The sequence below is a fragment of the Psychroflexus sp. MBR-150 genome, from assembly GCF_053628795.1.
This window is the reverse complement of sequence record NZ_JBRJHB010000008.1, coordinates 1-26,222: the sequence shown is the minus strand read 5'-3', so window position 1 is coordinate 26,222 and position 26,222 is coordinate 1. Positions and strand designations below refer to the sequence as shown.

Below are 26,222 nucleotides of genomic sequence, written 5' to 3'. Positions count from 1 at the left end.
ATAGAATGACGATGTTTAAAAATAATAAAATAACAAACTTGCTGGCTATAAAATATCCGCTAATTCAAGCTGGTATGATATGGACCAGTGGTTGGAAACTCGCTTCAACGGTAAGTAATGCTGGTGGATTAGGGATAATTGGAGCAGGTTCAATGTATCCAGATGTACTTGAAGAACATATCTCAAAATGCCAAAAAGCAACTCAAAATCCATTTGGTGTCAACGTCCCTATGCTATATCCAGACATTGACAAAATCATGCAAATTATTGTTGATAAAAATGTAAAGATCGTATTTACCTCAGCTGGAAATCCTAAAACTTTCACCCCATATTTAAAGTCTAATGGCATCAAAGTTATCCATGTGGTAAGCAGTGTGAAATTTGCATTAAAAGCACAACAAGCTGGCGTAGATGCTGTTGTTGCCGAAGGTTTTGAAGCTGGCGGTCACAATGGTCGAGAAGAGACTACTACTTTTACGCTTATTCCTATGGTAAAAAAAGAAATAGACATTCCATTGATTGCCGCTGGAGGAATTGGCAATGGGCAAGCCATGCTCGCAGCAATGGTTTTAGGAGCTGATGCCGTGCAGATCGGAACCCGATTTGTAGTTAGTCATGAAGCCTCTTCTCATATCAATTTTAAACAAAAAGTAGTTGATATTAAAGAAGGAGAAACGCAACTAACCCTTAAAGAATTAGCCCCTGTTAGGTTGATCAAAAATAAGTTTTATAACGATATTCAGCAATTGTATAAAAAATCGCCCAGTAAAGAAGATTTACAAAAACTTCTTGGTCGAGCGAGAGCAAAAAAAGGGATGTTTGAAGGCGATTTAGACGAAGGTGAGTTAGAAATCGGACAAATCTCAGGTTTAATCGACTCTATATCACCTGCCAAAAATATAGTCAATGAAATTATAGAAGAGTTTAAAACAGCACAACAGAAAGTTTGTGACATTTAGTTAAACTCAAATCAATAAAATTTTTAGACTTTTTTTAATGATTTGATAGAAAATTAATTCAATAATTTACTTAGCAATATTCACAGCTCGAGTTTCTCTAATTACAGTAACTTTAACCTGTCCAGGATAAGTCATATCAGTTTGAATTTTTTGAGAGATTTCAAACGATAATTCTTTAGCCACAGCATCAGGAACTTTTTCGCTTTCTACAATGACCCTAAGCTCTCTACCCGCTTGAATAGCATAGGCATTTTGAACCCCTTGAAAACCAAATGCAATATCTTCTAAATCTTTCAATCTTTTGACATAAGAATCTAAAACTTGTCTCCTAGCTCCAGGTCTAGCACCACTAATAGCATCACAAACCTGAACAATAGGCGATAACAAAGAAGTCATTTCTATTTCATCGTGATGTGCTCCAATAGCATTGCAGACTTCAGGTTTTTCTCCGTATTTTTCTGCCCATTGCATACCTAAAATAGCGTGAGGTGTTTCGGTATCTTCTTGAGGTACTTTTCCGATGTCGTGAAGCAAGCCTGCTCTTTTGGCTAACTTAGTATTAATGCCGAGCTCGGCTGCCATAATTCCACAGAGATTACTAACTTCTCTTGAGTGTTGTAGCAGATTTTGTCCATAAGAAGATCTGTATTTCATTCTACCAACTATTTTTACAAGCTCAGGATTTAAACCGTGAATGCCTAAATCTATAATAGTGCGTTTTCCAATTTCTATAATCTCATCTTCTATTTGTTTTTTAGTTTTGCTGACTACATCCTCAATTCTGGCGGGGTGAATGCGTCCATCGGTAACCAATTTGTGTAAAGATAGTCGGGCTATTTCACGTCTTACAGAGTCAAAACATGATAAAATTATAGCTTCTGGCGTGTCGTCAACAATTATTTCAACACCTGTTGCGGCTTCAATAGCACGGATGTTTCTACCTTCTCTACCAATGATACGACCTTTTATATCGTCGTTTTCAAGATTAAAAACCGAAATACAGTTTTCTATAGCTTCTTCAGTGCCAACACGTTGAATTGTATTTATAACAATTTTTTTAGCCTCTTGCTGAGCTGTCATTTTAGCTTCTTCAACAGTATCTCTCACAATTGCCATAGCTTCAGACTTTGCTTTTTCTTTTAAAGATTCTAAGAGTTGTGCTTTGGCATCTTCGGCACTTAAGCCACTTATTACTTCCAACTGTTGAATTTTTCTTTGCAACATTTGGTCAATTTCTTCTTGTTTTTTTATGATACGAGACTTTCTATTATCAATGTCTTTTAGTTTTTCATCTAATTCTTTAGATTTTTTCTTAGTGATGGCTAACTCATTTGAGATTTTAGACTCTTTGTCTTTAGTGCGTTTTTCGGCATCAGCAATTTTCTTATCTCTTGCTATAATGACTTTTTCATGCTCAGATTTAAGCTCTATAAACTTTTCTTTAGCCTGTAAAATTTTGTCTTTTTTAATGCTTTCAGCTTCTTTTTTGGCTTCTGCTATTATGCGTTTGCTTTCTTCTTGAGCTTGTTTTAAAGTGTTATTTGAACTTGATTTGTCTAAAACTTTGGCTATGACAAAGCCCAGTATGAGAGCAATCACAGCACTTATAATAATAGGTATAAGATCCATTTTTCTTGATTTTTGGTTATAAAAAAAGCCTGTATTAGTTTTTGTTTTGAATTAAACTCCTTATAAAACAGGATTAGGGCTACATGGATGATCAAACTTCCGTCTAATGTGTAAAACATAACGGCATGTTTTAGCAACCAAAACTCACCCTTTTTAATTGTAAAGTGTTGAGTTTATCAAAAAAGAAAAACAACTAATACAGGCAGTATTAATATTATTTTTTTTAAAGAACGTGTTAACTTATATATTTTTCTAATTCATCATTTAAACTGATAAGTCGATGATTTATTTCAATTTGTGTGCTGTTTGTATCAATTTGGTTTTGTTCTATTTTTGATGCAAATTGCAAAGCACTCATAGCCAAAACATCTTGCTTATCTCTAACCGCATAATTATCCTCAAAATGCTTTATCGTTTTATTTATTTTTTGAGCGGCTAATCTCAAACTTTGCTCTTGATTAGAACTTACCGTCATTGGATAGACTCTATCAGCTATTGAAACTTTTATTTTTAGCTTTTCTTCCATCCTAATTAATCTGATAATTGAGTGATACAAGTATCAACATCTCTAATCAATCGATTTATTTTGAGTTTCGTTTCTCGTTTAAATTCATTACTGCCTAAAATAGCATTTGCGGTTTTGAGTTGTTCATTTTCAGATTTTAAAACTTCGAGCGATTTTTTTAAAGATTTTATATCTTCTTTTAAGTTTTCGTTTTCAAGCTTTATCTGACTATAGTCTTCACTTAAAGCTTGATGATTTTTTATCAGTTTAAAAACTTTTTGCTCTATTTGTTTTACAACATCTAATGAATGACTCATTGCAATTACTATAAAAAGCAAATTTATGTTTTTAATTTTAAAATGACAATTTATTATTACAAATTATAGAAACTTACTTTGATAGCAGGTTTATAAACTTTAAATAATCAAAATGCTATTCGTAGTCATATTCACAACCAAATAATTCAATCATATTGAATTTGGTCATTCTAAAACATATTTTTTTTACCTTTACATCGTTTTTAACATGAATGTTTTATATGTCTGATACAATTTTAAATCTAAAAAATGTCGCTGTTTATCAAAGAGAAAATTTGATACTTTCACAGGTTAATGTTTCGATAAAAAAAGGAGAATTTGTTTACTTAATTGGTAAAACAGGGACAGGTAAAAGCAGTTTTATGAAAACCCTTTATGGAGATATTCCTCTCAAAGAAGGTCAAGGTGAAATTGTAGGCATAGACTTAAAGAAGTTAAAAGAAAAACAAATTCCTCAGTTGAGACGAAAATTAGGCGTTGTTTTTCAAGATTTCAAACTTTTGAACGATAGAAACATCAAGCAAAATTTAGAGTTTGTTTTAAAAGCAACCGGCTGGAAAGACAAATCTCAAATGGAAAGCAAAATCGACGAAGTTTTAAGAAAAGTAGGGATGCAAACCAAACATTTTAAATTTCCATATCAACTCTCTGGCGGTGAGCAACAGCGTGTAGCAATTGCTAGGGCACTTTTGAATGATCCTGAACTTATTCTTGCTGACGAACCTACGGGAAATCTTGACCCACAAACCTCAATTGAAGTTATGAATGTATTGCAAGATATTAATAAAAATGGGAATACCATTCTTATGGCTACTCATGATTATGCTTTATTATTAAAATATCCATCTAAAACTTTAAAATGTGATGGTCAAAAAGTTTTTGAAGTTGTTCAGAAAAAAAATGAAGCATAAATTTTCTATTTAATTGATATACAAAAACTTACCAATAAGCTTTAAAAACCTAATATAAACTCTCATTTGTGATTAGCATTCTAATTCCATGTTATAATTACCCAAGTGTAAAATTGGTTGAAGCTTTATACAAACAATGTAAAAGTGCAAAAATAGCGTTTGAAATTTTGGTCAGTGAAGATGCCGGTCATCAATTTTTAAGGGATAATAATAAAATAAATTCAATAGAAAATTGCCATTACAAAATTCAAAAAACAAATTTAGGTCGGGCTGGCAATATCAATAGACTCATAAATTGGGCTCAATTTGAAACCAAACTGATTTTAGATTGTGATGTTATGCCCAAACAAGATCACTTTATAAAAACTTACATAAAAATTTCAAAACAACACAATGCTATAGCTTGTTTTGGTGGTATTTGTTATCAAAAAATTTCCGATAAACACAACTTGAGGTATAATTATGGTGTGAAACGCGAAGCAAAACTCGCTAAAAAGCGTCAAAAAAAACCATTTAAGTATTTGCTAACTTCAAATATTTTATTGGTCAACATCAATCAATTATTTGACAAACACATAAAAACTTATGGCTATGAAGATTTGGTGTTTTCTAACCAACTCTACAAAAAAAACACAAAAGTTTTACATCTTGATAATCCAGTTTATCATTGCAATTTAGAGAGCAATAAAACTTATCTAACAAAAACTGAAACGGCAATAAAAACCTTGATAAAACTTGAGAAACTCAATATTTTAAACCCTGGGCAAACCAATATATCAAAACTTTATCACAACCTAAAGCGTTTATATTTGCATAAGGTTTTACTCCTATTAAACCCTATTATAAGCCAAAAAGCTTACAAATTTTTATTATTAAATGGTAAACCTTTATGGTTATTCGATTTATATAAGCTATTTTGCTTTTGTAAAAATTACTAAATGGCTTATTTTTCTGTTATTTTACCTGTCTATAACAAGGCAAACTTTTTAAAAGAAACAATACAAAGCGTTTTAAACCAAACTTATAAAGATTTTGAACTCGTTATAGTTAACGATGGTTCAACTGACAAAAGTCTTGAGGTTATAAAAGATTTTGGAGACAAGCGTATTAAGCTACACAATCAGGTCAATAAAGGTGCTTCTATTGCACGAAATAAAGGCGTTGAAATTGCTGAATGCGAATGGGTTTCTTTGTTAGATGCCGATGATATCTGGTCAAAAAATCATCTTGAAGAAACTTATAAAGCTATTCAAAAATTGAGCCATGCAGATTTAGTTTCAACGGCATATTCAGTTCAATTAGAGCAACATTATATCAAAAAACCTGTTTTTAGCAAAGCTATACCAAAACATATTAGCTATATTGATAATTATTTTGAGTATAGCCTTATAGATCCTTTGTTTTGGACATCTACTCTATCGTTTAAAAAATCAAGCTTTAACAAAATTGGCGGTTTTGATGTTGATCTAAAAACTGGTGAAGATATAGACTTAATCATCAGGTTTGCTTTAAACTACAAATTGGGTTACAATCCCAAGTTTACTTTGTTGTATAAAAAATACACAGAACATAATCTTTCGTCAATAAGTTCATTAGAAGAAACATATAAATACATCCATAAACACAAGCTCATAGAAAAGCAAAACATTAGTTTAAAACACTATTTAGACATCAACCGATATTCGTTAGCTTTACAATCTAAAATAAATAACAACAAAAAGCTTTATAAAAATTTAGTCTCTGAAATTGATAAAACGCATTTGACAACCAAACACCTTTTTCTTTTAAACTGCCCAAAATGGATGCTTTTAAAGTTAAAATGTTTACAAAAAAAACTAATTAAGGCAGGTGTTTATAAGTCAGCTTTTAATTAATAATCATCAAAACTTCAATAGCTTTATTGATAGACTTAATTTTTACTTTAACTGCCGATCAAAATAATACCGGTTTTCAACGGTTTTTTCATTAAAACCATTAATGAAATTTTGGGTATGAACATAATCATATTCAGTGATAATGATATTGTCATCATTTCCTAAAGCAATATGGTGTACCTTAAAATTATAGGCAAATAGAAAAAAAGGAATCCCTATGGGAAAATTTTTATATTCATATCTAAAAGCACCATTTTTCATTTTGCCTTCAATCACTTTTGAAAATTTTCGCAATCCATCGGTATAACTAATTTGCAAGTGTTTGTTATCGATAAAATTGAAATCAACTTTCTCAACATTTTCAGCTTCTTTTAAATCAAATATTTCAGTCAATAACTTTGATTTACCGTTCGTTTTATATGGGTCTATAAAATAGGTGCCATTCATTAATTGTGCTTGATCTTTGTATAAATAAACATCAGGATTGCCGATGGCTTTACTCACACTTTTGCAAGATGATAATTGAATTGTAAAAATCAATAGAACCCCTATTTTTAAAAATCGCATACTAAGTTATTTTATTTTGCAAACTCAAAAGTTCTTCAACATATTTTCGCTCGTTAGAAAGTCTCGGTATTTTGTGTTGACCACCTAATTTTTCATTGTTTTTTAGCCAAGTGTAAAACAAGCCTGTTTTTGCCACGTGTAATTTTAATATCCTAAGCGTGGTATCATGATTGCGTTTGGCATCATAATCTGAATTGACAGCTCTCAAATTGTTGTCTAAACTCAGTGTAAAATCATCTATGGAGTTTGGTATGTTTTTAAACTCAATAATCCATTCGTGAGCACCTTTGTCTTTACCATCCATAAAAATAGGTCCAACGGTGTAATCTACAATTTCTACATCGTGTTCTAATGCTGCTTTTTTTAGAGCAACTTCTGCATTTTCAATGATGAGTTCTTCTCCAAAAACATTGATGTGGTGTTTAGTTCGACCAGTCACTCTAATGCGATAAGGATTTGTTGAGGTAAACCTGACAGTATCGCCAATTTTGTAACGCCATAAGCCAGAGTTAGTCGTGATGAGCATCGCATAATTTTTACCAATTTCAACTTGGTCTAAGGCAATGGCTTTTTCTTCTTTTTGACCGAAAATATCCATAGGAATAAACTCATAAAAAATACCATAATTAAGCATTAACAATAGGTCTTTACTATCATTTTGGTCTTGTGCTGCAAAAAAGCCTTCAGAAGCGTTGTAGATTTCATAATATTTAAAATCACCATCGGGAATAATGTTTTGATATTGATTAAGGTAAGGGTCAAAACTCACGCCACCGTGAAAATAGACTTCTAAATCTGGCCAAATCTCTTTGATATGTTTGGCATTGGTTTTTTCTAAAATTTCATTAAGCAAAACCAACATCCAAGATGGTACGCCAGCTAAACTGGTAACATTTTGTTTGATGCTTTCGTTGATGATAGCGGGCAATTTTTCTTCCCAATTGCCCATCAAAGAAATCGCATTGCTCGGCGTGCTTGAAAAACTTGCCCAAAGTGGCATATTATCTATCAATAAAGCTGACAAATCCCCAAAAGAGGTGCCGTTGTTGTGATAAATTTCTTTACTGCCACCAAGGCGTAAACCTTTGCCAGTAAATAGCTTAGAGTTTTCATTATTGTTTAAATACATACACAACAAATCTTTACTTGCAGCATAGTGATTGTCTTCAAGTGCTTCTTCACTTAATGGAATAAACTTGCTCTTAGCATTGGTAGTACCGCTGGATTTGGCAAACATTTTAATTGGTGTTGGCCAAAAAATATTAGAAACCCCTTGACGACTTTGCTCAATCTTATCATAAATATCTTCGTAAGTTACAATAGGCAATCTTTCATTAAAATCTTTATAAGTTTTAATCGATTTAAAATCGTGGGTTTTGCCGTATTCTGTATCTTTGGCTTTGTCTAAAAGATTAAATAAAAGTTCGTTTTGAACTTCATGTGGGTATTTTAAAAACAATTCCATTTGATGGATGCGTTTTTTTAAAAACCAAGAGGCAACATTGTGAATGATTTGAATTGGCATTAATTGAAATATTATTAAACAGTAAAAATATAAAAAAATGCAATATACAGGTGTTTTACACAAAATGAAAAGTGAATATCACAAACCTATTCAATATTACTTGAGCTTCAAAAACAGCTTTGTGATTCTAAACCAACTGATTGACAAAAATATAAGCATAACTTTTAAAACTTATGAATGCTTAAACTGCCATAAAGACAAAAAGATTTTTAGACAAGGTTATTGCTACGATTGTTTTTATGAAGCACCAGAAGTTGGAGATTGGGTCATTAACCCCGAATTGAGCAAGGCTCATCTCGACAAAGAAGACCGTGATCTATCATTTGAAAAACGCGTTCAACTCCAACCTCATATCGTTTATTTATCAAATACAGGCAGTGTAAAAGTTGGCGTAACTCGAAAAACACAAGTGCCTTATCGCTGGATTGACCAAGGTGCACACGAAGCCATTGTTATTTTAGAAACCCCAAACCGTTACTTAGCTGGCATTGCCGAAGTGGCATTAAAAGAACATATTTCTGATAAAACCAAATGGCAGAGTATGCTAAAAAATGAGATAGAAGATTTAGATTTAAAAGAAATCAAAAACGATTTAAAACAATATCTCCCTGATGAAACCCAAGAATTTTTTAAAACAGACGAAGAAGAATTTAATATTGAGTTTCCTGTCAAACAATATCCCAAAAAGGTAAAAAGTCTAAATTTGACCAAAACTAAAGACTACAAAGGCAAATTGGTAGGCATCAAAGGACAATATCTCATCTTTGAAGACGAAACCGTATTTAATGTGAGAAGTCACAGTGGTTTTGTTGTGGACTTTAATATATCATAAAAACAAAAAGCCAATTAAAGAATTGGCTAATATTTTATAATAAAAAAGTAGAAGATTTATCTAAAAATCCTCTTTCTCTTTTAAAGACTGAACGTATTGTGCTTTCTTGATTTGTTGTCTGCGCTCAACTGAAGGCTTAGTAAATTCTTTTTTATCTCTCAAAGTTTGTAAAACCTGAGTGTCTCTAAATTTACGCTTTAAACGTTTTAAAGCTCTGTCAATTTTTTCGCCGTCTTTTACTTTTACTATTAACATAAGTTTGCTCTAAATTTTTGAGTTGCAAATATATGAATTTATTTTATTTTGAAAAGGTTTTAAGTTTTTATTTATTGAATTCAAGTTTCTTTAATTCCACTTCCAAACGATTTTGGTTTAAAAGAACCAGGATAAATAAAACATTCATTTTTGATATTTTAAGCTCAAATAACAATAAAAATTATATTTTTGCCAATTGAATAAATTTTAGAAATGGCAACATATCAAAAACGAGGTGGTAAACCTAAAACTAAGAAAGAGAAAGAAGACAAAATAGAAGAAGAATCTACAACGGCAGGAGTATTTAATACCCTTGATGAAAGTGCATCAAAAACGGAACAGTTTGTCTCTAAATACCAAAATATTATTGTTGGTATAATAATAGTTGTAATAATAGTTGTGTTAGGTTATCTTGGATACAACAGATTTATTTTAAAACCTCAGCAAGAAGAAGCTTCTAATGAATTGAGTCAATCTCAAAACTATTTTAGTTTGGCTCTAGAAACCAATAAACCCAAAGCAAGAGACTCATTATTTAGCCTTGCCATCAATGGTGCTCATGGGAAATTTGGGTTTGTAGATATCGCTAAAGAATACAGCTCGACAAAGGCTGGTAATCTTGCTAATTATTATGCTGGTATATCATATCTCAACATTGGTGATTATAAAAATGCTATTGATTATCTTCAAGATTTTAAAGCTGAGGATGAGATGATAAGCACATTTGCTTTAGGTGCTATTGGCGATGCATTTTTACAACTTGAACAGCTTGAAGATGCTTTTGAATATTATAAAAAAGCAGCAAATCATAGAGACAATAACTACACAACGCCAAAATACTTATTTAAAGCTGCAATTACGGCTATGGAACTTAAAAACCCTGATAAGGCTATTGAATTTTTAGAACGTATTGAAAAACAATATCCCGAATCTGAAGAAGCTAAAAAACTAAAGCCTTACCTTGGCAAAGCAATGGGCATGAAATTTTAAATTATGGCTACTCAAGGTAAAAATCTCTCTAATTATAATGCCGATGAGATTTCAGATGCTAAAAAATTTAAATTTGGTCTAGTTGTATCTGAATGGAATGCAGAGATTACTGAAAATCTTTTTCAAGGGGCTTTTGATGTATTGATAAAAAACGGCGTCTCTAAAGAAAATATCATAAGATGGAATGTTCCAGGAAGTTTTGAACTCGTATATGGAGCCAAAAAACTTTCAGAAAGTTTTGATATGTTAGATGCCATTATTGTAATTGGTTCTGTGATTCAAGGAGAAACCAAACATTTTGACTTTGTATGTCATGGCGTTACCAACGGCATAGCCCAACTCAATGTATTACAGGATATTCCGATTATTTTCTGTGTATTAACAGATCATAACAAACAACAATCTATAGACCGTTCGGGCGGAAAACATGGAAACAAAGGTGTTGAAGCTGCAATATCTGCGATTAAAATGGCTCGGTTTCGCGAAAACGCTAAATTTTATAAACCTTAATTATTATGACTGCACAATTGCTTTTTTATTTAATTTTAAGCATTATTGTGATTGATTTTGTCATAGAACAAGTTTTAGATTATCTCAACACAAAGCATTTCAATGACCCTATTCCCGAGCCACTAAATGATATTTATAATGCCGATGAATATCAAAAATCTCAAAATTATAAAACCCAAAAAAATAGGTTTAGTCAAATCAACAGTTGGATTTCTTTTCTAGCACTTGTTTTATTTCTAATATTTGATGGCTTTGCTTTTGTAGATGAAATTGCTCGCAATTTGGTCACGCAACCTATCTTGGTGGCCTTAGTCTTTTTTGGTATTTTAATGTTAGCTATCGATATTTTGTCAACCCCTTTTAGTTACTATGCTACTTTTGTTATAGAAGAACGTTTTGGTTTTAATAAAACAACCCCAAAAACCTTTTGGTTAGATAAATTTAAAGGCTTGTTTCTCGGTGCTATTCTTGGTGGTGTTTTATTGAGTCTTATCATTTGGTTTTATCAAAAATTTCCCGAGACATTTTGGATTTATGCCTGGTTATTAATAAGCGTTTTCAGCATAATTATGAATATGTTTTACGCCAAACTCATTGTTCCTCTATTCAACAATCAAACCCCGTTAGAAAAAGGTTCGTTGAGAGACAAAATAGAAGCTTATGCAAGTAAAGTTGGGTTTAAGCTTGATAATATTTACGTTATAGATGGTTCAAAACGAAGTACCAAAGCCAACGCCTACTTTTCTGGGTTTGGGTCTCAAAAACGCATTACGCTATACGATACGCTTATCAATGACTTGAATGAAGACGAAATTGTTGCTGTTTTGGCTCATGAAGTCGGTCATTATAAACACAAACATATTTTGTATAACCTCAGCTTGTCAATAGTTACCACTGGTATAACTTTGTGGTTGTTGTCTCTACTTGTTGGTAACCCTATGCTTTCTCAAGCTCTTGGTGTAGATAAGCCTAGTTTTCATATTGGTTTAGTTGCTTTTGGCATACTTTATACGCCAATATCTACACTTACAGGTCTGCTTGTCAATTCTTTATCAAGACGTTTTGAATACCAAGCTGATAATTATGTAAAAACCACTTTCAACCACGAGTATTTGATAAGTGGTTTAAAAAAATTATCTGGAAAAAGTTTAAGCAATCTTACGCCACATCCTTTATACGTTAAATTTAATTACTCTCATCCCAGTTTACTTCAGAGAATTCAAAACTTAGAAGATTCTAATAGATAGAACAATGAATTTTTAACTTCTTCTAGGTATGCCAATTTCAATAAATAACTTTGATAAAACAATTATTTGATATTTCACCTATTTCTGATTTTATAATCTTTAAAGGTTAAGATTTTTTTTAACTTTACAAACACAAATAAAAGTGTTGATTTTATGAACATCAATGATGATAAACAAAAATATATAGTGCGTATTTCCCCTATACTCGTAATAAACTTTAGTCTATTGCAAAGTGAAATTGATTAGATATAGGTAAATGTATATAATATAACATTTTGTTCAATATATAATTTTAAATTTCGCCTCAGTCTGAAACATTAAAATAACCGATTATTCCTAATATAAAAAACTGAATATGAAAACAAACATCTTAATATTGTTAGTGATTACCTCATTTTTTTCATGCTACTCTCAAGATACGTTAGTAGCGTTGGATAAAGACCTTACGACTGTAAAATACCCTTTTGATGTCAAGTTTCATACGTTTAAATCGCAAGGGCAAAATCTAAGAATGGCTTATGTAGATGTCTTGCCATCATCAAATGCTAATGGAAAAACCGTACTGCTCATGCACGGTAAAAATTTCAGTATCGCTTATTGGGAGCAAACTATAAAAGCACTGAGAAAAGAAGGTTTTCGTGTAATCGCAGCTGACCAAATTGGCTTTGGAAAATCCACCAAACCTGAATACTACCAATATAGTTTTCAGCAGTTGGCTCATAATACCAAATCTATACTCGATAGTCTAAAAATCAATAAAATTAATGTATTAGGACATTCAATGGGTGGAATGCTTGCCACAAGGTTTGCATTATCTTATCCTGAAATGACAGAAAAGCTCATCCTAGAAAACCCAATCGGTCTGGAGGATTACAAAGTTCTGACAAGCTATCAAACCATTGACGCTAACTATCAAAGTGAATTGAAAAACACAGTAGAAAGCTATCGCAACTATCAGATGAAATATTATTATGACAATACTTGGAAGCCTCAATATGACCGTTGGCTTAACCTATTGGCGGGTTGGACATTGCACAAAGATTATCCTATCGTCGCTTGGAATGCAGCCCTGACTATGGATATGATTTTTACCCAGCCCGTAGTGTATGAATTCAAAAACCTTAAATGCCCGACACTGCTTATCATCGGTACACGCGACAGGACAGCTATAGGCAGAGGAAGAGCTCCGAAAGAAACTCAATCAAAAATGGGGCTTTACAATAAATTAGGGAAGAAAACTCATAAAGCTATACCAAACTCAACCTTAATAGAATTGGAAAACATTGGTCATTTGCCTCATATAGAGTCTTTTGATAGATTTATAAAACCCTTGACTGATTTTTTAAAAAAGTAGATATTTGTATTGTCTAATAGTATTTAGTGAAATACCGATTTCAAATTTTTTACCATTCTGACTAACCCAAAATTATATTACTGCAAAACAGTTGTTTATATTTTATTCGAAGTTTCAACTTTCAATCCAAAATTTACTCATTTTACGTTAGTCGAGGGACTAAAGTTTTTATGAGTTTGAGGGATTACATATAGCAGACTTTTGTCAAAAATCTAAAAAACACATTTATCAGCTCAATATCTCATTTCTAAGCCGACAAAACTTCTTTAACTTTTTTGCCAATTTCAGCAGGCGAATCTACAACGTGAATGCCGCTTTCTTTTAAGATTTTCTTTTTAGCTTGAGCGGTGTCTTCACTTCCACCGACTATTGCTCCAGCATGACCCATAGTTCGTCCAGCAGGTGCAGTTTCTCCAGCTATGAAACCTACAACTGGTTTTTTGCTTCCGCTATTTTTATACCATTTAGCTGCTTCAGCTTCTAATTGTCCGCCAATTTCGCCTATCATCACAACACATTCGGTGTCTGAATCGTTCACGAGGAGTTCTATGGCTTCTTTTGTGGTTGTTCCTATAATTGGGTCACCGCCAATTCCTATGGCTGTTGTTATGCCTAAACCTTCTTTTACGACTTGGTCGGCAGCTTCGTAGGTTAAAGTTCCTGATTTTGAAACAATACCAACTTTACCTTTTTTGAAAACAAAACCTGGCATGATACCAACTTTGGCTTCACCTGGCGTAATCACACCTGGACAGTTAGGACCAATCAATCTACAATCTCTATTTTTGATATAGTTTGAAACCTTTATCATATCAGCAACCGGAATACCTTCTGTGATGGTAATGATCACCTTTATGCCAGCATCAGCAGCTTCCATAATAGCATCTGCAGCAAAAGCTGGTGGTACAAAGATGATAGTGGTATCAGCAGAAACTTCTTTTACAGCTTCTTCAACTGTATTGAATACGGGTTTTCCCAGATGGGTTGTGCCTCCTTTTCCTGGAGTTACACCACCTACAATATTGGTGCCGTATTCAATCATTTGTTCGGCGTGAAAAGTGCCTTCACTACCAGTAAATCCTTGAACAATAATTTTTGAATTCTTGTTGACTAAAACGCTCATAATCTTATTTTGAATTTAGGCAAAAGTAATTTTTTTTGATGATATCTTAAAGTTATTAAGTGTCTTTTAGGATACAAAATTTAATTTTCGATATAAGAGAAAATATTATCTACACTATCGTCTGCAGCTTGGCTCATTATAAAGCCTTTTCGGATTTTATCATCTTCAATTTCCCAAATACTCATAAAGTGAGCAAGAGGTAAGTTTTCTTCATGTTCTAAAGTTTCTACATGATAGGTGAAACGCACGCAAACTTTGTTGTTTTCTGCAAAAATATGACTAAATTCTGGGGTTAAGACTGTAAAGGTTTTTCCCATATTTTGAACCATTTCAAAAAAACCATCAAAATCGAGTTTCAAAAACCCATCGCTACTGTTCCAATTCAATTCTAATTTTGGATGAATATAGTCTTTAAATACATTTTTGTCTTTATAATAATCTGAATATAAAAAATGAGTTACTATCTCTTTATAAGACATATTTAAATTAATTTTTTGAGTTTTGATAGCACATCAGGTAAGCGACTTAGAGAAGCTAATTCTCTGTATTTTTTTCTGATATCAGCTGCAGGAGACCCGAAATAGGTTTTGCCTGGCTCGCAATCTTTACTGATTCCAGAAGTGGCTAATATGATTGATTTTTTACCAATTTTCAAACCACTGGCAATGCCAACTTGTCCCCAAATAGTCACCTCATCTTCAACTACAACACAACCTGCAATTCCGACTTGTGCAGCGATGATGCAACGCTCGCCAACAATAGTATCGTGACCAATTTGGACTTGATTGTCAATTTTTGTTCCTTTTTTGATAATGGTGTTTGCTGTTACGCCTTTGTCAATGGTTGTATTAGCACCGAGTTCAACATCATCTTCTATGATAACGCTACCACCAGATTTGAGCTTGTCGTGATGGGTTTGTCGGTTTTTGTAGTAAAATGCATCAGCACCTAAAACAACTCCCGAGTGCAAAATCACATTATCACCAATTTCAACACCATCATAAAGACAAGTATTGGGATGAATAATACAGTTTTTACCTATTTTAACATTGTGCCCAATAAAAACTTGAGGTTGAATGATTGTGTTTTCGCCGATAATAGCTGAATCGCTAATGTTTTGATTTGATTTTTCAAAACGGTTAAAATAATCTGTAAGCTTGTTAAAATCTCTAAACGGGTCGTCAGAAATCAATAGAGCTTTGCCATCTGGGCATTCCACTTCTTTGTTGATCAAAATGACACTGGCTTTAGATTGTAAAGCTTTGTCGTAGTATTTTGGGTGGTCAACAAATACAATTTCACCTGAATTGATAACATGAATTTCGTTCATGCCAGTAATCTCAAAATCATCGTTGCCAATGGGTTTTGCCTTGATGATGTCAGCAATTTGTTTTAGAGTATATGTTTTGGGAAACTGCAAGATCTATTCTTTTATACGTTCCTTATAGGTTCCTTTTTCGGTTTCAATTTTAATCTTATCACCTTCATTAATGAATAGAGGAACATTGACTTCGTGACCGGTTTCTACAGTTGCAGGTTTGGTTGCGTTTGTTGCAGTATTGCCCTTAACACCAGGTTCAGTTTGAGTTACTTCCATAATGACATGTGGTGGCATTTCAACAGACAACGGCTCATTATCTTCTGTGTTGATGAGAACTGTTACCACATCACCTTCTTTGAGCAAACCTGGCATATCAAGAGCAGCTTCTGTTAATCTAATCTGAGTATAGTCTTCTTGATTCATAAAGTGGTAAAACTCACCATCGTTGTATAAAAATTGAAATTTATGGGTTTCTACTCGAACTTCATCGATTTTGTGACCTGCAGAAAAGGTGTTGTCAATTACTTTTCCTGTGGTTACACTTTTGAGTTTAGTTCTTACGAAAGCTGGACCTTTTCCAGGCTTAACGTGAAGAAATTCTACAATTTTAAAAATATCATGATTATATCTGATGCATAATCCATTTCTAATATCACTTGTTGTTGCCATAGTTTTGTTTTCAGTGTTCAGTTTTAAGTGTTCAGTTTTAAGTATTCAGTTTTCAGTGTTCAGTTCTCAGTATTCAGTTTTCAATCTTAAGTTTCAGAAAAATTTTCACAAACACTTCTATATGAACTTATTTTTTAATCAGATAAAGAGTAAGTTTCTCCTTTCGGAAACATTTTCTAAACAAATTTACTTATTATTATTTACTCAATACATATAAATTTTAGGATTTAAAATAAATCTAAAAAAACAATCAATTTGAAAAATAACCTTTCATAATTCCACGTTGAGAATCTTTGATAAATTGAAGAATTTCATCTCGCTCAGGCGTGGCTTCCATTTCAGCTTCAATGATTGAAAAGGCTTGAGTGTTATTATAATTACGCTGGTATAAAATTCGATATATATTTTGTATTTCTCTAATTTTTTCGGTGTCAAATCCACGTCGTCTTAAACCCACTGAATTGATACCAACATAAGATAAAGGCTCTCTAGCGGCTTTGACATAGGGCGGAACATCTTTTCTTACCAAAGAACCACCAGTGATAAATGCGTGTTGACCAATGCTACAAAATTGCTGAACAGCAGCCATGCCAGCAAGAACAACATAATCGCCAACGGTAATATGACCAGCTAAGGTGCTGTTGTTAGAAAACACACAATTGTCGCCAACAATACAATCGTGTGCAATGTGGCAATAGGCCATAATCCAGCAATTTTTACCTACTTTGGTTTTGTTGCGATCAGAAGTACCACGATTGATAGTTACACATTCACGAATAGTTGTACCATCACCAATTTCTGTGATAGTTTCTTCTTCATTAAATTTTTTATCTTGTGGAATAGCCGAAATAACAGCTCCAGGAAAAATGCTCACATTCTTACCAATTCTTGCTCCTTCCATGATAGTTACGTTAGAGCCAATCCAAGTTCCTTCGCCAATAACGACATTATTGTGAATGGTAGTAAAGGGTTCAATAACTACATTTTTTGCTATTTTGGCACCTGGATGAACATAAGCTAAAGGTTGATTCATAAATTATTAATTTTGTCTAACGATTTGTGCCATAAGCTCAGCTTCAGAAGCCAATTTGCCATTGACATAAGCATAGCCTTGCATATGGCAAATACCACGTCTTATAGGTGATATGAGTTCTAATTTAAAAATAAGTGTATCGCCAGGTTCAACTTTTTGTTTGAATTTGACATTGTCCATTTTCATAAAAAAAGTCAAATAATTTTCTGGATCTTCAACGGTGCTTAAAGCTAATATTCCACCAGTTTGAGCCATTGCTTCAACTTGCAAAACGCCAGGCATAACTGGTTTTCCTGGGAAATGACCTATAAAGAAAGGTTCATTCATAGTTACATTTTTAACCCCAATGACGTGTTTGTCAGAAAGTTCGTATATTTTATCAACCAACAAAAACGGTGGTCGATGTGGTAAACGATTCATGATTTCAGAAACATCAAAAAGCGGTTTAGTATTGAGATTGATTTTTGGAACTTTGTTACGCTTTTCGGTTTTGATGATTTTTGATAATTTTTTGGCAAATTGTGTGTTGACAGTATGGCCAGGCTTGTTGGCAATCACTTTGCCTCTTATGCGAGTACCTATCAAAGCCAAATCTCCAAGAACATCAAGTAGTTTGTGTCTTGCGGCTTCGTTAGGATAATGCAGGGTTAAATTATCTAAAATACCATTAGATTTGATGTGAATTTCATCTTTACCAAAAGCTTCTTTTAACTTTTCTGTAGTTTCTGGATTTAATGCTTTATCTACATAAACAATAGCATTATTTAAGTCGCCTCCTTTGATTAGACCATGGTCAAGAAGCATTTCTATTTCATGAAGAAAACTAAAAGTTCTGGCGTCAGCAATTTGATTTTTAAATTCATTAACCGATTTTATCGAAGCATTTTGAGTGCCAAGGACTTTTGTGCCAAAATCTACCATTGTAGTCACTTGATAATTATCTGCAGGCATTAAAATCAATTCAGAGCCATCATCATTAGCAAAAGAAATAACATCTTTGACAACAAATTCTTCACGCTCTACATCGAGTTCAACTTTTCCAGCTTTTTCAAGGGCTTCAACAAAAAATTTTGAAGATCCATCCATAATCGGTGGTTCAGAAGCATTGAGTTCAATCAGCACATTATCAATATCTAAACCTACACAAGCGGCCAAAACATGCTCAGTAGTTTGTATGGTAACTCCATTTTTCTCAAGTGTGGTGCCTCTTTCGGTATTTGTAACTAAGTTGACGTCTGCAGGAATAATAGGATGTCCTTCTAAATCAATACGCTGAAAAGCATATCCGTGATTTGCTTTGGCAGGCTTAAAGGTTAATTTTACGTTTTTTCCAGTGTGTAAACCTACACCTTCTAGACTCACTTCTCTTTGGATAGTAGTCTGTTTAGTTGGATGTTTTTTCATAATCTTGAAGTTTTTGTTCAAGGGTTTCTATTTTTTTAACAAGTTTTGGTAAGTTTTTAAAATGGACATATGATTTATTAAAATCGCCATAAGCCAGAGCTGGTGACCCTTGAATAACTTCGTCATCTTTAACATTTCTGCCGATACCTGTTTGAGCCTGAACTTTTACCCGATTTCCTATAGTGATATGACCTACAATACCAACTTGACCACCGATAAGACAGTTTTCGCCGATTTTGGTTGATCCTGCAATTCCTGTTTGGGCGGCAATGGCTGAATGTTTGCCTATTTCTACGTTGTGAGCTATTTGTATATGATTGTCTAATTTTACACCTTCTCTGATAATTGTTGAGCCCAAAGTTGCCCGATCTATGGTTGTACCTGCTCCTATATCAACATGGTCTTCAATCACTACATTACCTATTTGAGGTATTTTTTTATAAACCCCTATTTGATCTGGAGAAAACCCAAAACCATCAGCACCTAAAACTACATTACTGTGCAAAACACAATTGTTGCCGATTACTGTTTCAGAGTAAATTTTACAACCTGAAAAAATATTTACATGGTTACCAATCACAACATTATCACCAATATAAGTATGGGGATAAATTTTAACATTATCTCCTATTTTTACATTTTTACCTATGTATGTGAATGCACCTATATAAGGTTTTTTACCAATACTAGCTGATTTTGAAATATGATTGGGTTCTTCTATTCCAGATTTATCAAGCTTAACCTGATTGTAGTATTCTAAAAGTTTTGAAAACGACTCATAAGGATTATCAACTCTAATCAATGTCATATTAATATCTTGAGCTTGTTCAAAATCTTTATCGACAATACAAATACTGGCTTTGGTTGTGTATATATAGGATGTATATTTAGGATTGGCCAAAAAGGTTAGTGAGCCTTCTTCGCCTTCTTCTATTTTAGAGAGTTTATCAACTTCGATATCTTGGTTTCCCTCAATACTTCCACCGAGTAGTTCTGCTATTTGACTTGCTTTGAATTTCATTTTGACAAAAATAGAAAAAAAAGTTAAACCCAAGTTACTCAATGAAAAACTAATTTAAAGTCAGAATACTGATAAGTTTATCTGCATTAGCTATTTTTAGGGTTATTGGCACATGATTTTTATGCTGAAGAATGATTGTTGTTTAAATCTCAAATAACATAGCAATCAACCTTCAAAAACACTGAGTTTAATCAAGGAATTCTTAAGTATTTATGGGTTTGAAGTGAGATTTTCCATTTGGGATGCTTCATAACATACTCTACGATAGTTGGCATCATTTTTTCTCGAACACTCCATTCTGGTTGAAGATAAAGCAAAGCTTGAGTTTCTAGTTTTTGGGCTTGATCTTCTGCAAATTTAAAATCGTGTTTATTGAAGATTATAACTTTCAATTCGTCTGCATGTTTATAAATTTCAGGTTGAGGTAATTTTATTTTTTTAGGTGACAGACAAATCCAATCCCAAACACCTGTCATTTTGTAGGCTCCTGAAGTTTCGATGTGAATCTTCATGCCTTTGTCTTTTAGACCTTGGGTGAGTTTTGACATATCCCAAGTCAGCGGTTCGCCACCAGTAACCACAATAGTATCCGAGTATTTTTTGGCCTCATTAATAATTGTTTTTATGTCTGTTGGAGGATGAATTTCTGGGTTCCAGCTTTCTTTAACATCGCACCAATGGCAACCAACATCACATCCGCCAATACGTATAAAATAAGCAGCAGTTCCTGTATGATGACCTTCTCCTTGAATAGTGTAAAAGGCTTCCATAAGAGGCAAATATTCACCCTTATCTACTAATTTTTTGATTTCTTTTGTTTTCATGCCTTGCAAAGTTAAAGAAATTGCATCTCTTAGCTTATATTAGTTGACCTAAATGAAATAAGTTAATTATGAGCTTCCATCTGAATGGTTAAAAGCTTATGATACAAGCCAGATTTATCATCAAGTAGTGATTTGTGATTGCCTTTTGAAGTTATTTTTCCGTCTTGAAGCACTAAAATTTGATCGGCTTTTTTAATGGTTGACAGCCGGTGAGCAATAATAACAGAAGTTCTATTTCTCATCAGTTTATCAAGTGCATCTTGAACCAATAATTCAGATTCAGAATCTAATGAACTTGTGGCTTCATCTAAAATTAAAATCACTGGGTTTTTGAGTACTGCTCTAGCTATAGCTATACGTTGTTTTTGCCCGCCAGATAGTTGCACACCACGTTCACCAACTTGAGTCTCGTATTGATCAGGAAACGACATGATAAAATCGTGAGCATTGGCTTGAATTGCAGCTTTTTTTATAGCTTCAAAACTAGCATTGGGTTTTCCATAAGCAATATTATCTTTGATACTTCCTCCAAAGAGGAGGACATCTTGAGGAACCATAGCAATTTGTTGTCTGAGTTCATTTAAATTATAAGATGTAGCTTCCTTATCATCAAACAAAATTTTTCCAGATTGTGGTTCATAAAACCTCATAATTAGTTTAGCAATAGTAGATTTTCCCGCACCACTTGTACCAACAAAAGCCGTGGATTGCCCTTTTAATATATCAAAGCTAAGGTGATGTAAAACCTGATCATCGGGTCGTGAAGGATAGGCAAAATTCACTTTTTCAAATTTTAAATTGCCTTTGATTTTATTTTTTAATTTTAAATCCTTTAAGTCTTCTGGAGTTTCGTCAATAATGTCAAATACTCTTTCGGTTGCTCCGACTGCTTTTTGAATTTGAGCATATTGAATAGGTAGTCCACCAATAGAAGCTCCAACAAAAATGGTGTATAAAATAAAGGTAATAAGCTGTGATTGATCAAGCTCACCAGCGTGCTGAAGTTTGACCGCATACCACACCAAAAGCACAATAGCTCCAAAAATACAAAAAATGATAAAAGAAGAAAATGCACCACGAGCCAAACCTCCTTTAATGGAGATAGATTTAATATCAAGCACTGCATTTTTATATTTTTTAATTTCAAAAAACTCATTGGTAAAGGCTTTTACGTCTGCTATGGCTTGCAATGTTTCGCCTACTATACTATTGGCATCTGCAACTTTGTCTTGAGCTTGTTTAGAAAGCTTTTTGATGTATCGACCAAAAATGACGGCAACTACTACAAACACTGGAATGGTAACCAACATCAATAAAGATAGTTTCACAGAAGTTAAAAAAAGTGCAATAATACCACCTACAACAATAATCATTTGACGCAAAAACTCTGCAATTCCTGTTGTAAAGGTATCTTGAATCTGTCCGATGTCTGCCGCAATACGGCTATTGAGCTCGCTGACACGTCGTCCTGAAAAGAAAGACATTGGCATTTTTATAAGCGTATTGTATGCGTCTTGACGAACGGCAGAAAGCATATTTTCGGTGACGTTTACAAACAAGACTACTCTAAAAAATGAAAATATGGCTTGAGCTGTAAATAAAATAAGTAGCCACATTCCCATGGTGTTTATATCTTCTTCACTAAATTCAGCGGTTTTAATCAAATCGCCCATAAGTTTAGGAAACAACAGAGCTGTTACTCCAGTCAATCCTAAAAATATCATGCCTATAAGAAGCTTCCACCGATGAGATCCAATATACTTAAAAAGCCTTAATGAGCGCTTTAAGTTCGATTTATTGAGTTTTGTTTTTGGAAAATCGGATTGGGTTTTGCGCTTGGCCATTAACTTGATTTATTATAAAGATTTGCAAATTTAAGGGAATTTAAAATTTTAGAAGACCGAAAAAACCTTAAAAGAATGGCAAAGTTTTAAAATATAAATTTTTGAACTTAAAAATACTTTCAAAAATTTAGTATATCTCCTACTAATTTGAGGTAATCTTCTCTTTTGTCAACAAAATCTAATTCTGAAATATCTAAGATTTTAGTTTTAAAGCGGTTTTCATTTTTTATAAAATTCAAATAACCCTGATTGATTTTTTCTAAATAATCGGCATTGATATCTTGTTCGTAGCTTCTACCTCTTTTATGAATATTTTCAAGTAGTCGTTCTGTATTTTGATAAAAGTAAACATATAAATCTGGTTTTGTAATATTACGATACATGATATCAAAGACCTTTTTATAGAGTTTAAATTCTTGGTCTTTAAGGGTTATTCTAGCAAAAATCAAACTTTTATATAAATCGTAATCTGCAATACTAAAGTTAGAAAACAAATCAAGTTGTGTAATGTCATCGACTAATTGTTGGTGCCGATCTGCCAAAAAAGACATTTCTGTAGGAAAAGCATAACGCTTAGGATCTTTATAAAATTGTGGCAAAAAGGGATTTTCTTTAAAACGTTCTAAAATCAACTTGGCATCAAAATCTTCGGCCATCATCTCTACGAACGTTGTTTTTCCTGCTCCAATATTTCCTTCAATGCAAATATAGTTTACATCTGGAACTTTAAAATTGACAGGTTTAAGTTTGACATCCGTCTTTTTTATTGTGTTGTTTTTTGGTAAATCATCTTTCAGTTTTTCAATATTTTGATTCAAAATTGGATGAGTTTTTTGGGTAGCAATATCTGCCAAGGGAAATAAAACAAAATCGCGTTTTGAAAGTTCTGGGTGAGGTATTTTTAAATTAGAATCCGCAATGTAATCATCTCCAAAAAATAAAATATCTAAATCTATGGTTCTATTTTGATATCTTTTTGAGTGTCGCCTACGTCCTAAAGTTATTTCGATTTCTTGCAATTCTTTTAAAACTTGTTGAGCTTTAAGCCTAGTTTTGACTTTGATGCATGCGTTGTAAAATGCTTCGCCTTCAAAACCCCAAGCTGGTGTTTCGTAAACTGAAGAAATATGTGTCACAGAACCTATTTTTGTGAAAATAGCTTCTATGGCTTTTTGTAGATAGACTTCTCGTTGCCCCTGATTACTACCTAAGGCGATGTAAACGCTTGTGAGTGTGCTCAATATATTAAGAAAATTTTATCGATTGATGATCTGTATTTTTTTTAAAAAAATAAGCTTTACAAAGCTACAACCCTTTATTTTTGCTTGCAAGTAAAACAAACATACCATTTTGAATTCTTTAGCCTCTAAAAAACAAGCACTTTTTATTTATATGATATTAGCTGCTTTATTTATTTCATCATTAGTCTCATCAAATCTGATTTTTAAAAAATTTTTTGCTTGGGATTTTTTTGGGTTTTATACGTTTGAAGTTTCTGTAGGCATTTTACCATATCCATTAACGTTTTTAATTACAGACACTATCAGCGAAATTTATGGGCGTAAAAAAGCTAACCAAGTTGTTACCGTAGGAATTTTTGCCTCCTTATTTTCGCTTTTAATCATTTTGGTATCAAATCAAGTTTCAGCAATTCCCACATCACCAATACAAGATGATACCTTCAATCGGGTTTTTGGTTCTACAGGAATTGCAGTTTCTGCATCTATGATTGCTTATTTGTTTGCACAATACATCGATATTGCTATTTATCATTTTTGGAAAAAACAAACCAAAGGTCGCCATTTGTGGTTGAGAAATAATTTTTCTACCATGAGTTCTCAATTTATTGATACGTTAGTTGTGATTGGCTTACTTTGTAGTTTCGGTGAAATACCTTGGAATAAGTTTAACGTGCTATTATTTTCTGGTTTTTTATTTAAAGTTATTGTCGCTGCTTTAGACACACCAGTACTTTATCTTATTGTTTATAGTTTTAGAAAACGCTTCAAACTGAAAGTTAATGAGGAAATAAGCTTAGACTAAACCGCCACATCATAAGTTCTTAAAGCCTCATTCAAAGATGTTTTTTTATTGGTACTGGCTTTACGCTGACCAATAATCAAAGCACAAGGCACGTTGTAATCGCCAGCGGGAAAAGACTTGGTATAACTTCCTGGAATCACAACTGAACGTGCAGGAATAATGCCTTTCATTTCTTTAGGCTTATCGCCTGTCACATCAATAATTTTAGTTGATGCTGTCAAAACTACATTGGCACCAAGCACGGCTTCACTTTCTACTCTTACACCTTCTACAACTATGCTTCTTGAACCGAGAAAAGCGTTGTCTTCAATAATGACAGGTGCAGCTTGCAAAGGCTCCAAAACACCACCTATACCAACACCACCAGACAAATGTACGTTTTTACCAATTTGAGCACAACTGCCAACAGTTGCCCAAGTATCAACCATAGTGCCAGCATCAACATAAGCTCCTATGTTGACATAACTCGGCATCATAATAACACCGCTTGAAATATAAGCCCCGTGACGAGCCACAGCATTAGGCACAACACGAATATTGCGTTCTTTATAATGGGTTTTTAATGGAATTTTATCATGATATTCAAAAATGCCAGCTTCTAAAGTTTTCATTTTTTGGATAGGAAAATACAAAACCACGGCTTTTTTTACCCATTCGTTGACTTGCCAACCTTGATCAGTTGGTTCAGCACAACGCAATTTGCCTTGATCTAAAAGTTCAACGACTTCTCTAATGGCTTTAATTGTAGCTTTATCTTTCAGCAAGTCTCTATTGTCCCATGCTTTGGATATAATATTTTGTAAATTATTCATTTTTCAATTTTTTTTCAAATATAAGATTTTGCTTAAGCAGTCATTAATATTGCTTATACTATATTTGTAAAAAACAATTTTATGCCAAAGGTAATGGCTTTAGATTTTGGACTCAAACGCACAGGTATTGCTGTAACCGATGACTTAAAAATGATGGCTTTCGGTCTTAAAGCAGTTGAAACCAAGAGTTTAATGGATTTTTTAAAAACTTATGTTTCAAAAAATCAAGTTGATGAAATTGTTATAGGTCAACCCAAACACGTCGATGGTCAACTTATGGCTCTTGAAAGAAACATCCTATGGTTGATTGAAGATATCAAAAAAGATTTCCCAAAACTCAAAATCATAAGAATTGACGAACGTTATTCTTCAAAAATGGCTTCACAAGCTATTGCTCAAAGTGGTTTAAAAAACAAAAAAAAACGAAGCAAAGGTTTGATAGATGAGATCAGTGCAACATTGATTTTGCAGGACTACCTTAATTAGTGATAGTATTCAGTTTGCAGTCGGCAGTTTGCAGTTTGCAGTATTCAGTTTGCGGTTTGCAGTTTTGACTTAAGGTAACTTCTAAAAACCGTTTATTTCTTTCTCTTTAAACTTTTCTAATTTTTTTTTGAAAATTTGATTTATGTTTTTTTTGATTCATATTTTTT

At 33.0% G+C, this 26,222-nt stretch carries 28 protein-coding genes and 1 other RNA gene; 11 read left to right on the top strand and 18 right to left on the bottom strand.

From position 1 onward, the window contains the following. The first annotated feature begins 5 nt into the window (after positions 1-5). On the top strand, positions 6-959 hold the full coding sequence (locus ACSSV5_RS06120; protein ID WP_454245185.1) for an NAD(P)H-dependent flavin oxidoreductase: 954 nt from the start codon (positions 6-8) through the stop codon (positions 957-959). A gap of 66 nt (positions 960-1,025) precedes the next feature. Here the strand turns inward: ACSSV5_RS06120 and rny are convergent, their stop codons facing one another. The 4 genes from rny to ACSSV5_RS06100 all read right to left on the bottom strand — a co-directional run bounded on the left by rny (position 1,026) and on the right by ACSSV5_RS06100 (position 3,410). Beyond that, positions 1,026-2,588 (bottom strand): ribonuclease Y, encoded by a 1,563-nt coding sequence (gene rny / locus ACSSV5_RS06115; RefSeq protein ID WP_454245184.1) that lies wholly within the window; start codon positions 2,586-2,588, stop codon positions 1,026-1,028. Between the two features lie 53 nt (positions 2,589-2,641). Next, positions 2,642-2,761: non-coding RNA, 6S RNA (ssrS, locus tag ACSSV5_RS06110), on the bottom strand. A gap of 62 nt (positions 2,762-2,823) precedes the next feature. Beyond that, entirely contained in the window at positions 2,824-3,114 is a 291-nt protein-coding gene (locus ACSSV5_RS06105; RefSeq protein ID WP_454245183.1) for a cell division protein ZapA, read from the bottom strand. 5 nt (positions 3,115-3,119) lie between these two features. Then, positions 3,120-3,410 carry a hypothetical protein gene (locus ACSSV5_RS06100; RefSeq protein WP_454245182.1) on the bottom strand — a complete coding sequence of 97 codons (291 nt, stop codon included), beginning with the start codon at positions 3,408-3,410 and terminating at the stop codon, positions 3,120-3,122. Positions 3,411-3,631: 221 nt separating this feature from the next. Between ACSSV5_RS06100 and ACSSV5_RS06095 the strand changes: the two genes are divergently transcribed. From ACSSV5_RS06095 to ACSSV5_RS06085, 3 genes are all read left to right on the top strand, one after another. Continuing rightward, positions 3,632-4,321 carry a cell division ATP-binding protein FtsE gene (locus ACSSV5_RS06095; protein ID WP_454245181.1) on the top strand — a complete coding sequence of 230 codons (690 nt, stop codon included), beginning with the start codon at positions 3,632-3,634 and terminating at the stop codon, positions 4,319-4,321. A 68-nt stretch (positions 4,322-4,389) separates the two neighbouring features. Continuing rightward, on the top strand, positions 4,390-5,259 hold the full coding sequence (locus tag ACSSV5_RS06090; RefSeq protein WP_454245180.1) for a glycosyltransferase family 2 protein: 870 nt from the start codon (positions 4,390-4,392) through the stop codon (positions 5,257-5,259). Beyond that, positions 5,260-6,195: a glycosyltransferase family 2 protein gene (locus ACSSV5_RS06085; protein ID WP_454245179.1), complete on the top strand. Its 936-nt coding sequence runs from the start codon at positions 5,260-5,262 to the stop codon at positions 6,193-6,195. 42 nt (positions 6,196-6,237) lie between these two features. Here ACSSV5_RS06085 and ACSSV5_RS06080 read toward each other — a convergent pair whose 3' ends face one another. Together ACSSV5_RS06080 and ACSSV5_RS06075 are read right to left on the bottom strand one after the other, a co-directional pair. Next, positions 6,238-6,762, bottom strand: a complete 525-nt coding sequence (locus ACSSV5_RS06080) for a hypothetical protein (RefSeq protein WP_454245178.1) — start codon at positions 6,760-6,762, stop codon at positions 6,238-6,240. 1 nt (position 6,763) lies between these two features. Continuing rightward, entirely contained in the window at positions 6,764-8,287 is a 1,524-nt protein-coding gene (locus ACSSV5_RS06075; RefSeq protein WP_454245177.1) for a GH3 auxin-responsive promoter family protein, read from the bottom strand. Between the two features lie 37 nt (positions 8,288-8,324). Here ACSSV5_RS06075 and ACSSV5_RS06070 point away from each other — a divergent pair, with 37 nt between their 5' ends. Beyond that, the gene (locus tag ACSSV5_RS06070) at positions 8,325-9,119 is read left to right on the top strand and encodes a DUF2797 domain-containing protein (RefSeq protein ID WP_454245176.1); all 795 of its coding nucleotides are present in this window, start codon (positions 8,325-8,327) and stop codon (positions 9,117-9,119) included. Positions 9,120-9,179: 60 nt separating this feature from the next. On the opposite strand, the gene rpsU is transcribed toward ACSSV5_RS06070, so the two are convergent. After that, entirely contained in the window at positions 9,180-9,374 is a 195-nt protein-coding gene (gene rpsU / locus ACSSV5_RS06065; RefSeq protein WP_211066021.1) for a 30S ribosomal protein S21, read from the bottom strand. A 213-nt stretch (positions 9,375-9,587) separates the two neighbouring features. On the opposite strand from rpsU, the gene ACSSV5_RS06060 reads away from it, so the two are divergent. From ACSSV5_RS06060 to ACSSV5_RS06045, 4 genes are all read left to right on the top strand, one after another. Continuing rightward, a complete protein-coding gene (locus ACSSV5_RS06060) occupies positions 9,588-10,364 on the top strand; it encodes a tetratricopeptide repeat protein (protein WP_454245175.1) in 777 nt (258 codons plus the stop codon). 3 nt (positions 10,365-10,367) lie between these two features. Further along, positions 10,368-10,874, top strand: coding sequence for a 6,7-dimethyl-8-ribityllumazine synthase (gene ribH / locus ACSSV5_RS06055; protein ID WP_454245174.1), 507 nt, complete (start codon positions 10,368-10,370; stop codon positions 10,872-10,874). A 5-nt stretch (positions 10,875-10,879) separates the two neighbouring features. Next, complete coding sequence (locus ACSSV5_RS06050) at positions 10,880-12,121, top strand: M48 family metallopeptidase (RefSeq protein ID WP_454245173.1); 1,242 nt, start codon at positions 10,880-10,882, stop codon at positions 12,119-12,121. 355 nt (positions 12,122-12,476) lie between these two features. Continuing rightward, complete coding sequence (locus tag ACSSV5_RS06045; RefSeq protein ID WP_454245172.1) at positions 12,477-13,475, top strand: alpha/beta fold hydrolase; 999 nt, start codon at positions 12,477-12,479, stop codon at positions 13,473-13,475. A 247-nt stretch (positions 13,476-13,722) separates the two neighbouring features. Here the strand turns inward: ACSSV5_RS06045 and sucD are convergent, their stop codons facing one another. The 10 genes from sucD to folK form a co-directional block, all read right to left on the bottom strand. Next, positions 13,723-14,598, bottom strand: a complete 876-nt coding sequence (gene sucD, locus ACSSV5_RS06040) for a succinate--CoA ligase subunit alpha (RefSeq protein ID WP_454245171.1) — start codon at positions 14,596-14,598, stop codon at positions 13,723-13,725. An 80-nt stretch (positions 14,599-14,678) separates the two neighbouring features. Beyond that, positions 14,679-15,077 carry a nuclear transport factor 2 family protein gene (locus tag ACSSV5_RS06035; protein ID WP_454245170.1) on the bottom strand — a complete coding sequence of 133 codons (399 nt, stop codon included), beginning with the start codon at positions 15,075-15,077 and terminating at the stop codon, positions 14,679-14,681. Positions 15,078-15,079: 2 nt separating this feature from the next. Beyond that, entirely contained in the window at positions 15,080-16,018 is a 939-nt protein-coding gene (locus tag ACSSV5_RS06030) for a UDP-3-O-(3-hydroxymyristoyl)glucosamine N-acyltransferase (RefSeq protein WP_454245169.1), read from the bottom strand. Between the two features lie 3 nt (positions 16,019-16,021). After that, positions 16,022-16,588 (bottom strand): elongation factor P, encoded by a 567-nt coding sequence (gene efp / locus ACSSV5_RS06025; RefSeq protein ID WP_454245168.1) that lies wholly within the window; start codon positions 16,586-16,588, stop codon positions 16,022-16,024. 250 nt (positions 16,589-16,838) lie between these two features. Then, positions 16,839-17,621 (bottom strand): acyl-ACP--UDP-N-acetylglucosamine O-acyltransferase, encoded by a 783-nt coding sequence (gene lpxA / locus ACSSV5_RS06020; protein WP_454245167.1) that lies wholly within the window; start codon positions 17,619-17,621, stop codon positions 16,839-16,841. Between the two features lie 6 nt (positions 17,622-17,627). Then, positions 17,628-19,025, bottom strand: a complete 1,398-nt coding sequence (locus ACSSV5_RS06015; protein WP_454245166.1) for a bifunctional UDP-3-O-[3-hydroxymyristoyl] N-acetylglucosamine deacetylase/3-hydroxyacyl-ACP dehydratase — start codon at positions 19,023-19,025, stop codon at positions 17,628-17,630. Continuing rightward, positions 19,006-20,046 carry a UDP-3-O-(3-hydroxymyristoyl)glucosamine N-acyltransferase gene (gene lpxD, locus ACSSV5_RS06010; protein ID WP_454245165.1) on the bottom strand — a complete coding sequence of 347 codons (1,041 nt, stop codon included), beginning with the start codon at positions 20,044-20,046 and terminating at the stop codon, positions 19,006-19,008. Before lpxD ends, ACSSV5_RS06015 begins: the two co-directional genes overlap by 20 nt. Before the next feature lie 191 nt (positions 20,047-20,237). Beyond that, positions 20,238-20,870 (bottom strand): 7-carboxy-7-deazaguanine synthase QueE, encoded by a 633-nt coding sequence (locus ACSSV5_RS06005; protein WP_454245164.1) that lies wholly within the window; start codon positions 20,868-20,870, stop codon positions 20,238-20,240. A gap of 62 nt (positions 20,871-20,932) precedes the next feature. Beyond that, positions 20,933-22,714 (bottom strand): ABC transporter ATP-binding protein, encoded by a 1,782-nt coding sequence (locus ACSSV5_RS06000; protein WP_454245163.1) that lies wholly within the window; start codon positions 22,712-22,714, stop codon positions 20,933-20,935. A gap of 119 nt (positions 22,715-22,833) precedes the next feature. Then, a complete protein-coding gene (gene folK / locus ACSSV5_RS05995; protein WP_454245162.1) occupies positions 22,834-23,955 on the bottom strand; it encodes a 2-amino-4-hydroxy-6-hydroxymethyldihydropteridine diphosphokinase in 1,122 nt (373 codons plus the stop codon). A 151-nt stretch (positions 23,956-24,106) separates the two neighbouring features. On the opposite strand from folK, the gene ACSSV5_RS05990 reads away from it, so the two are divergent. Next, on the top strand, positions 24,107-24,757 hold the full coding sequence (locus tag ACSSV5_RS05990) for a queuosine precursor transporter (RefSeq protein ID WP_454245256.1): 651 nt from the start codon (positions 24,107-24,109) through the stop codon (positions 24,755-24,757). Here ACSSV5_RS05990 and ACSSV5_RS05985 read toward each other — a convergent pair. Beyond that, complete coding sequence (locus tag ACSSV5_RS05985; RefSeq protein ID WP_454245161.1) at positions 24,754-25,569, bottom strand: 2,3,4,5-tetrahydropyridine-2,6-dicarboxylate N-succinyltransferase; 816 nt, start codon at positions 25,567-25,569, stop codon at positions 24,754-24,756. The genes ACSSV5_RS05990 and ACSSV5_RS05985 overlap by 4 nt on opposite strands. An 81-nt stretch (positions 25,570-25,650) precedes the next feature. On the opposite strand from ACSSV5_RS05985, the gene ruvX reads away from it, so the two are divergent. Beyond that, complete coding sequence (gene ruvX, locus ACSSV5_RS05980) at positions 25,651-26,055, top strand: Holliday junction resolvase RuvX (RefSeq protein WP_211066008.1); 405 nt, start codon at positions 25,651-25,653, stop codon at positions 26,053-26,055. Positions 26,056-26,222: the final 167 nt, after the last annotated feature.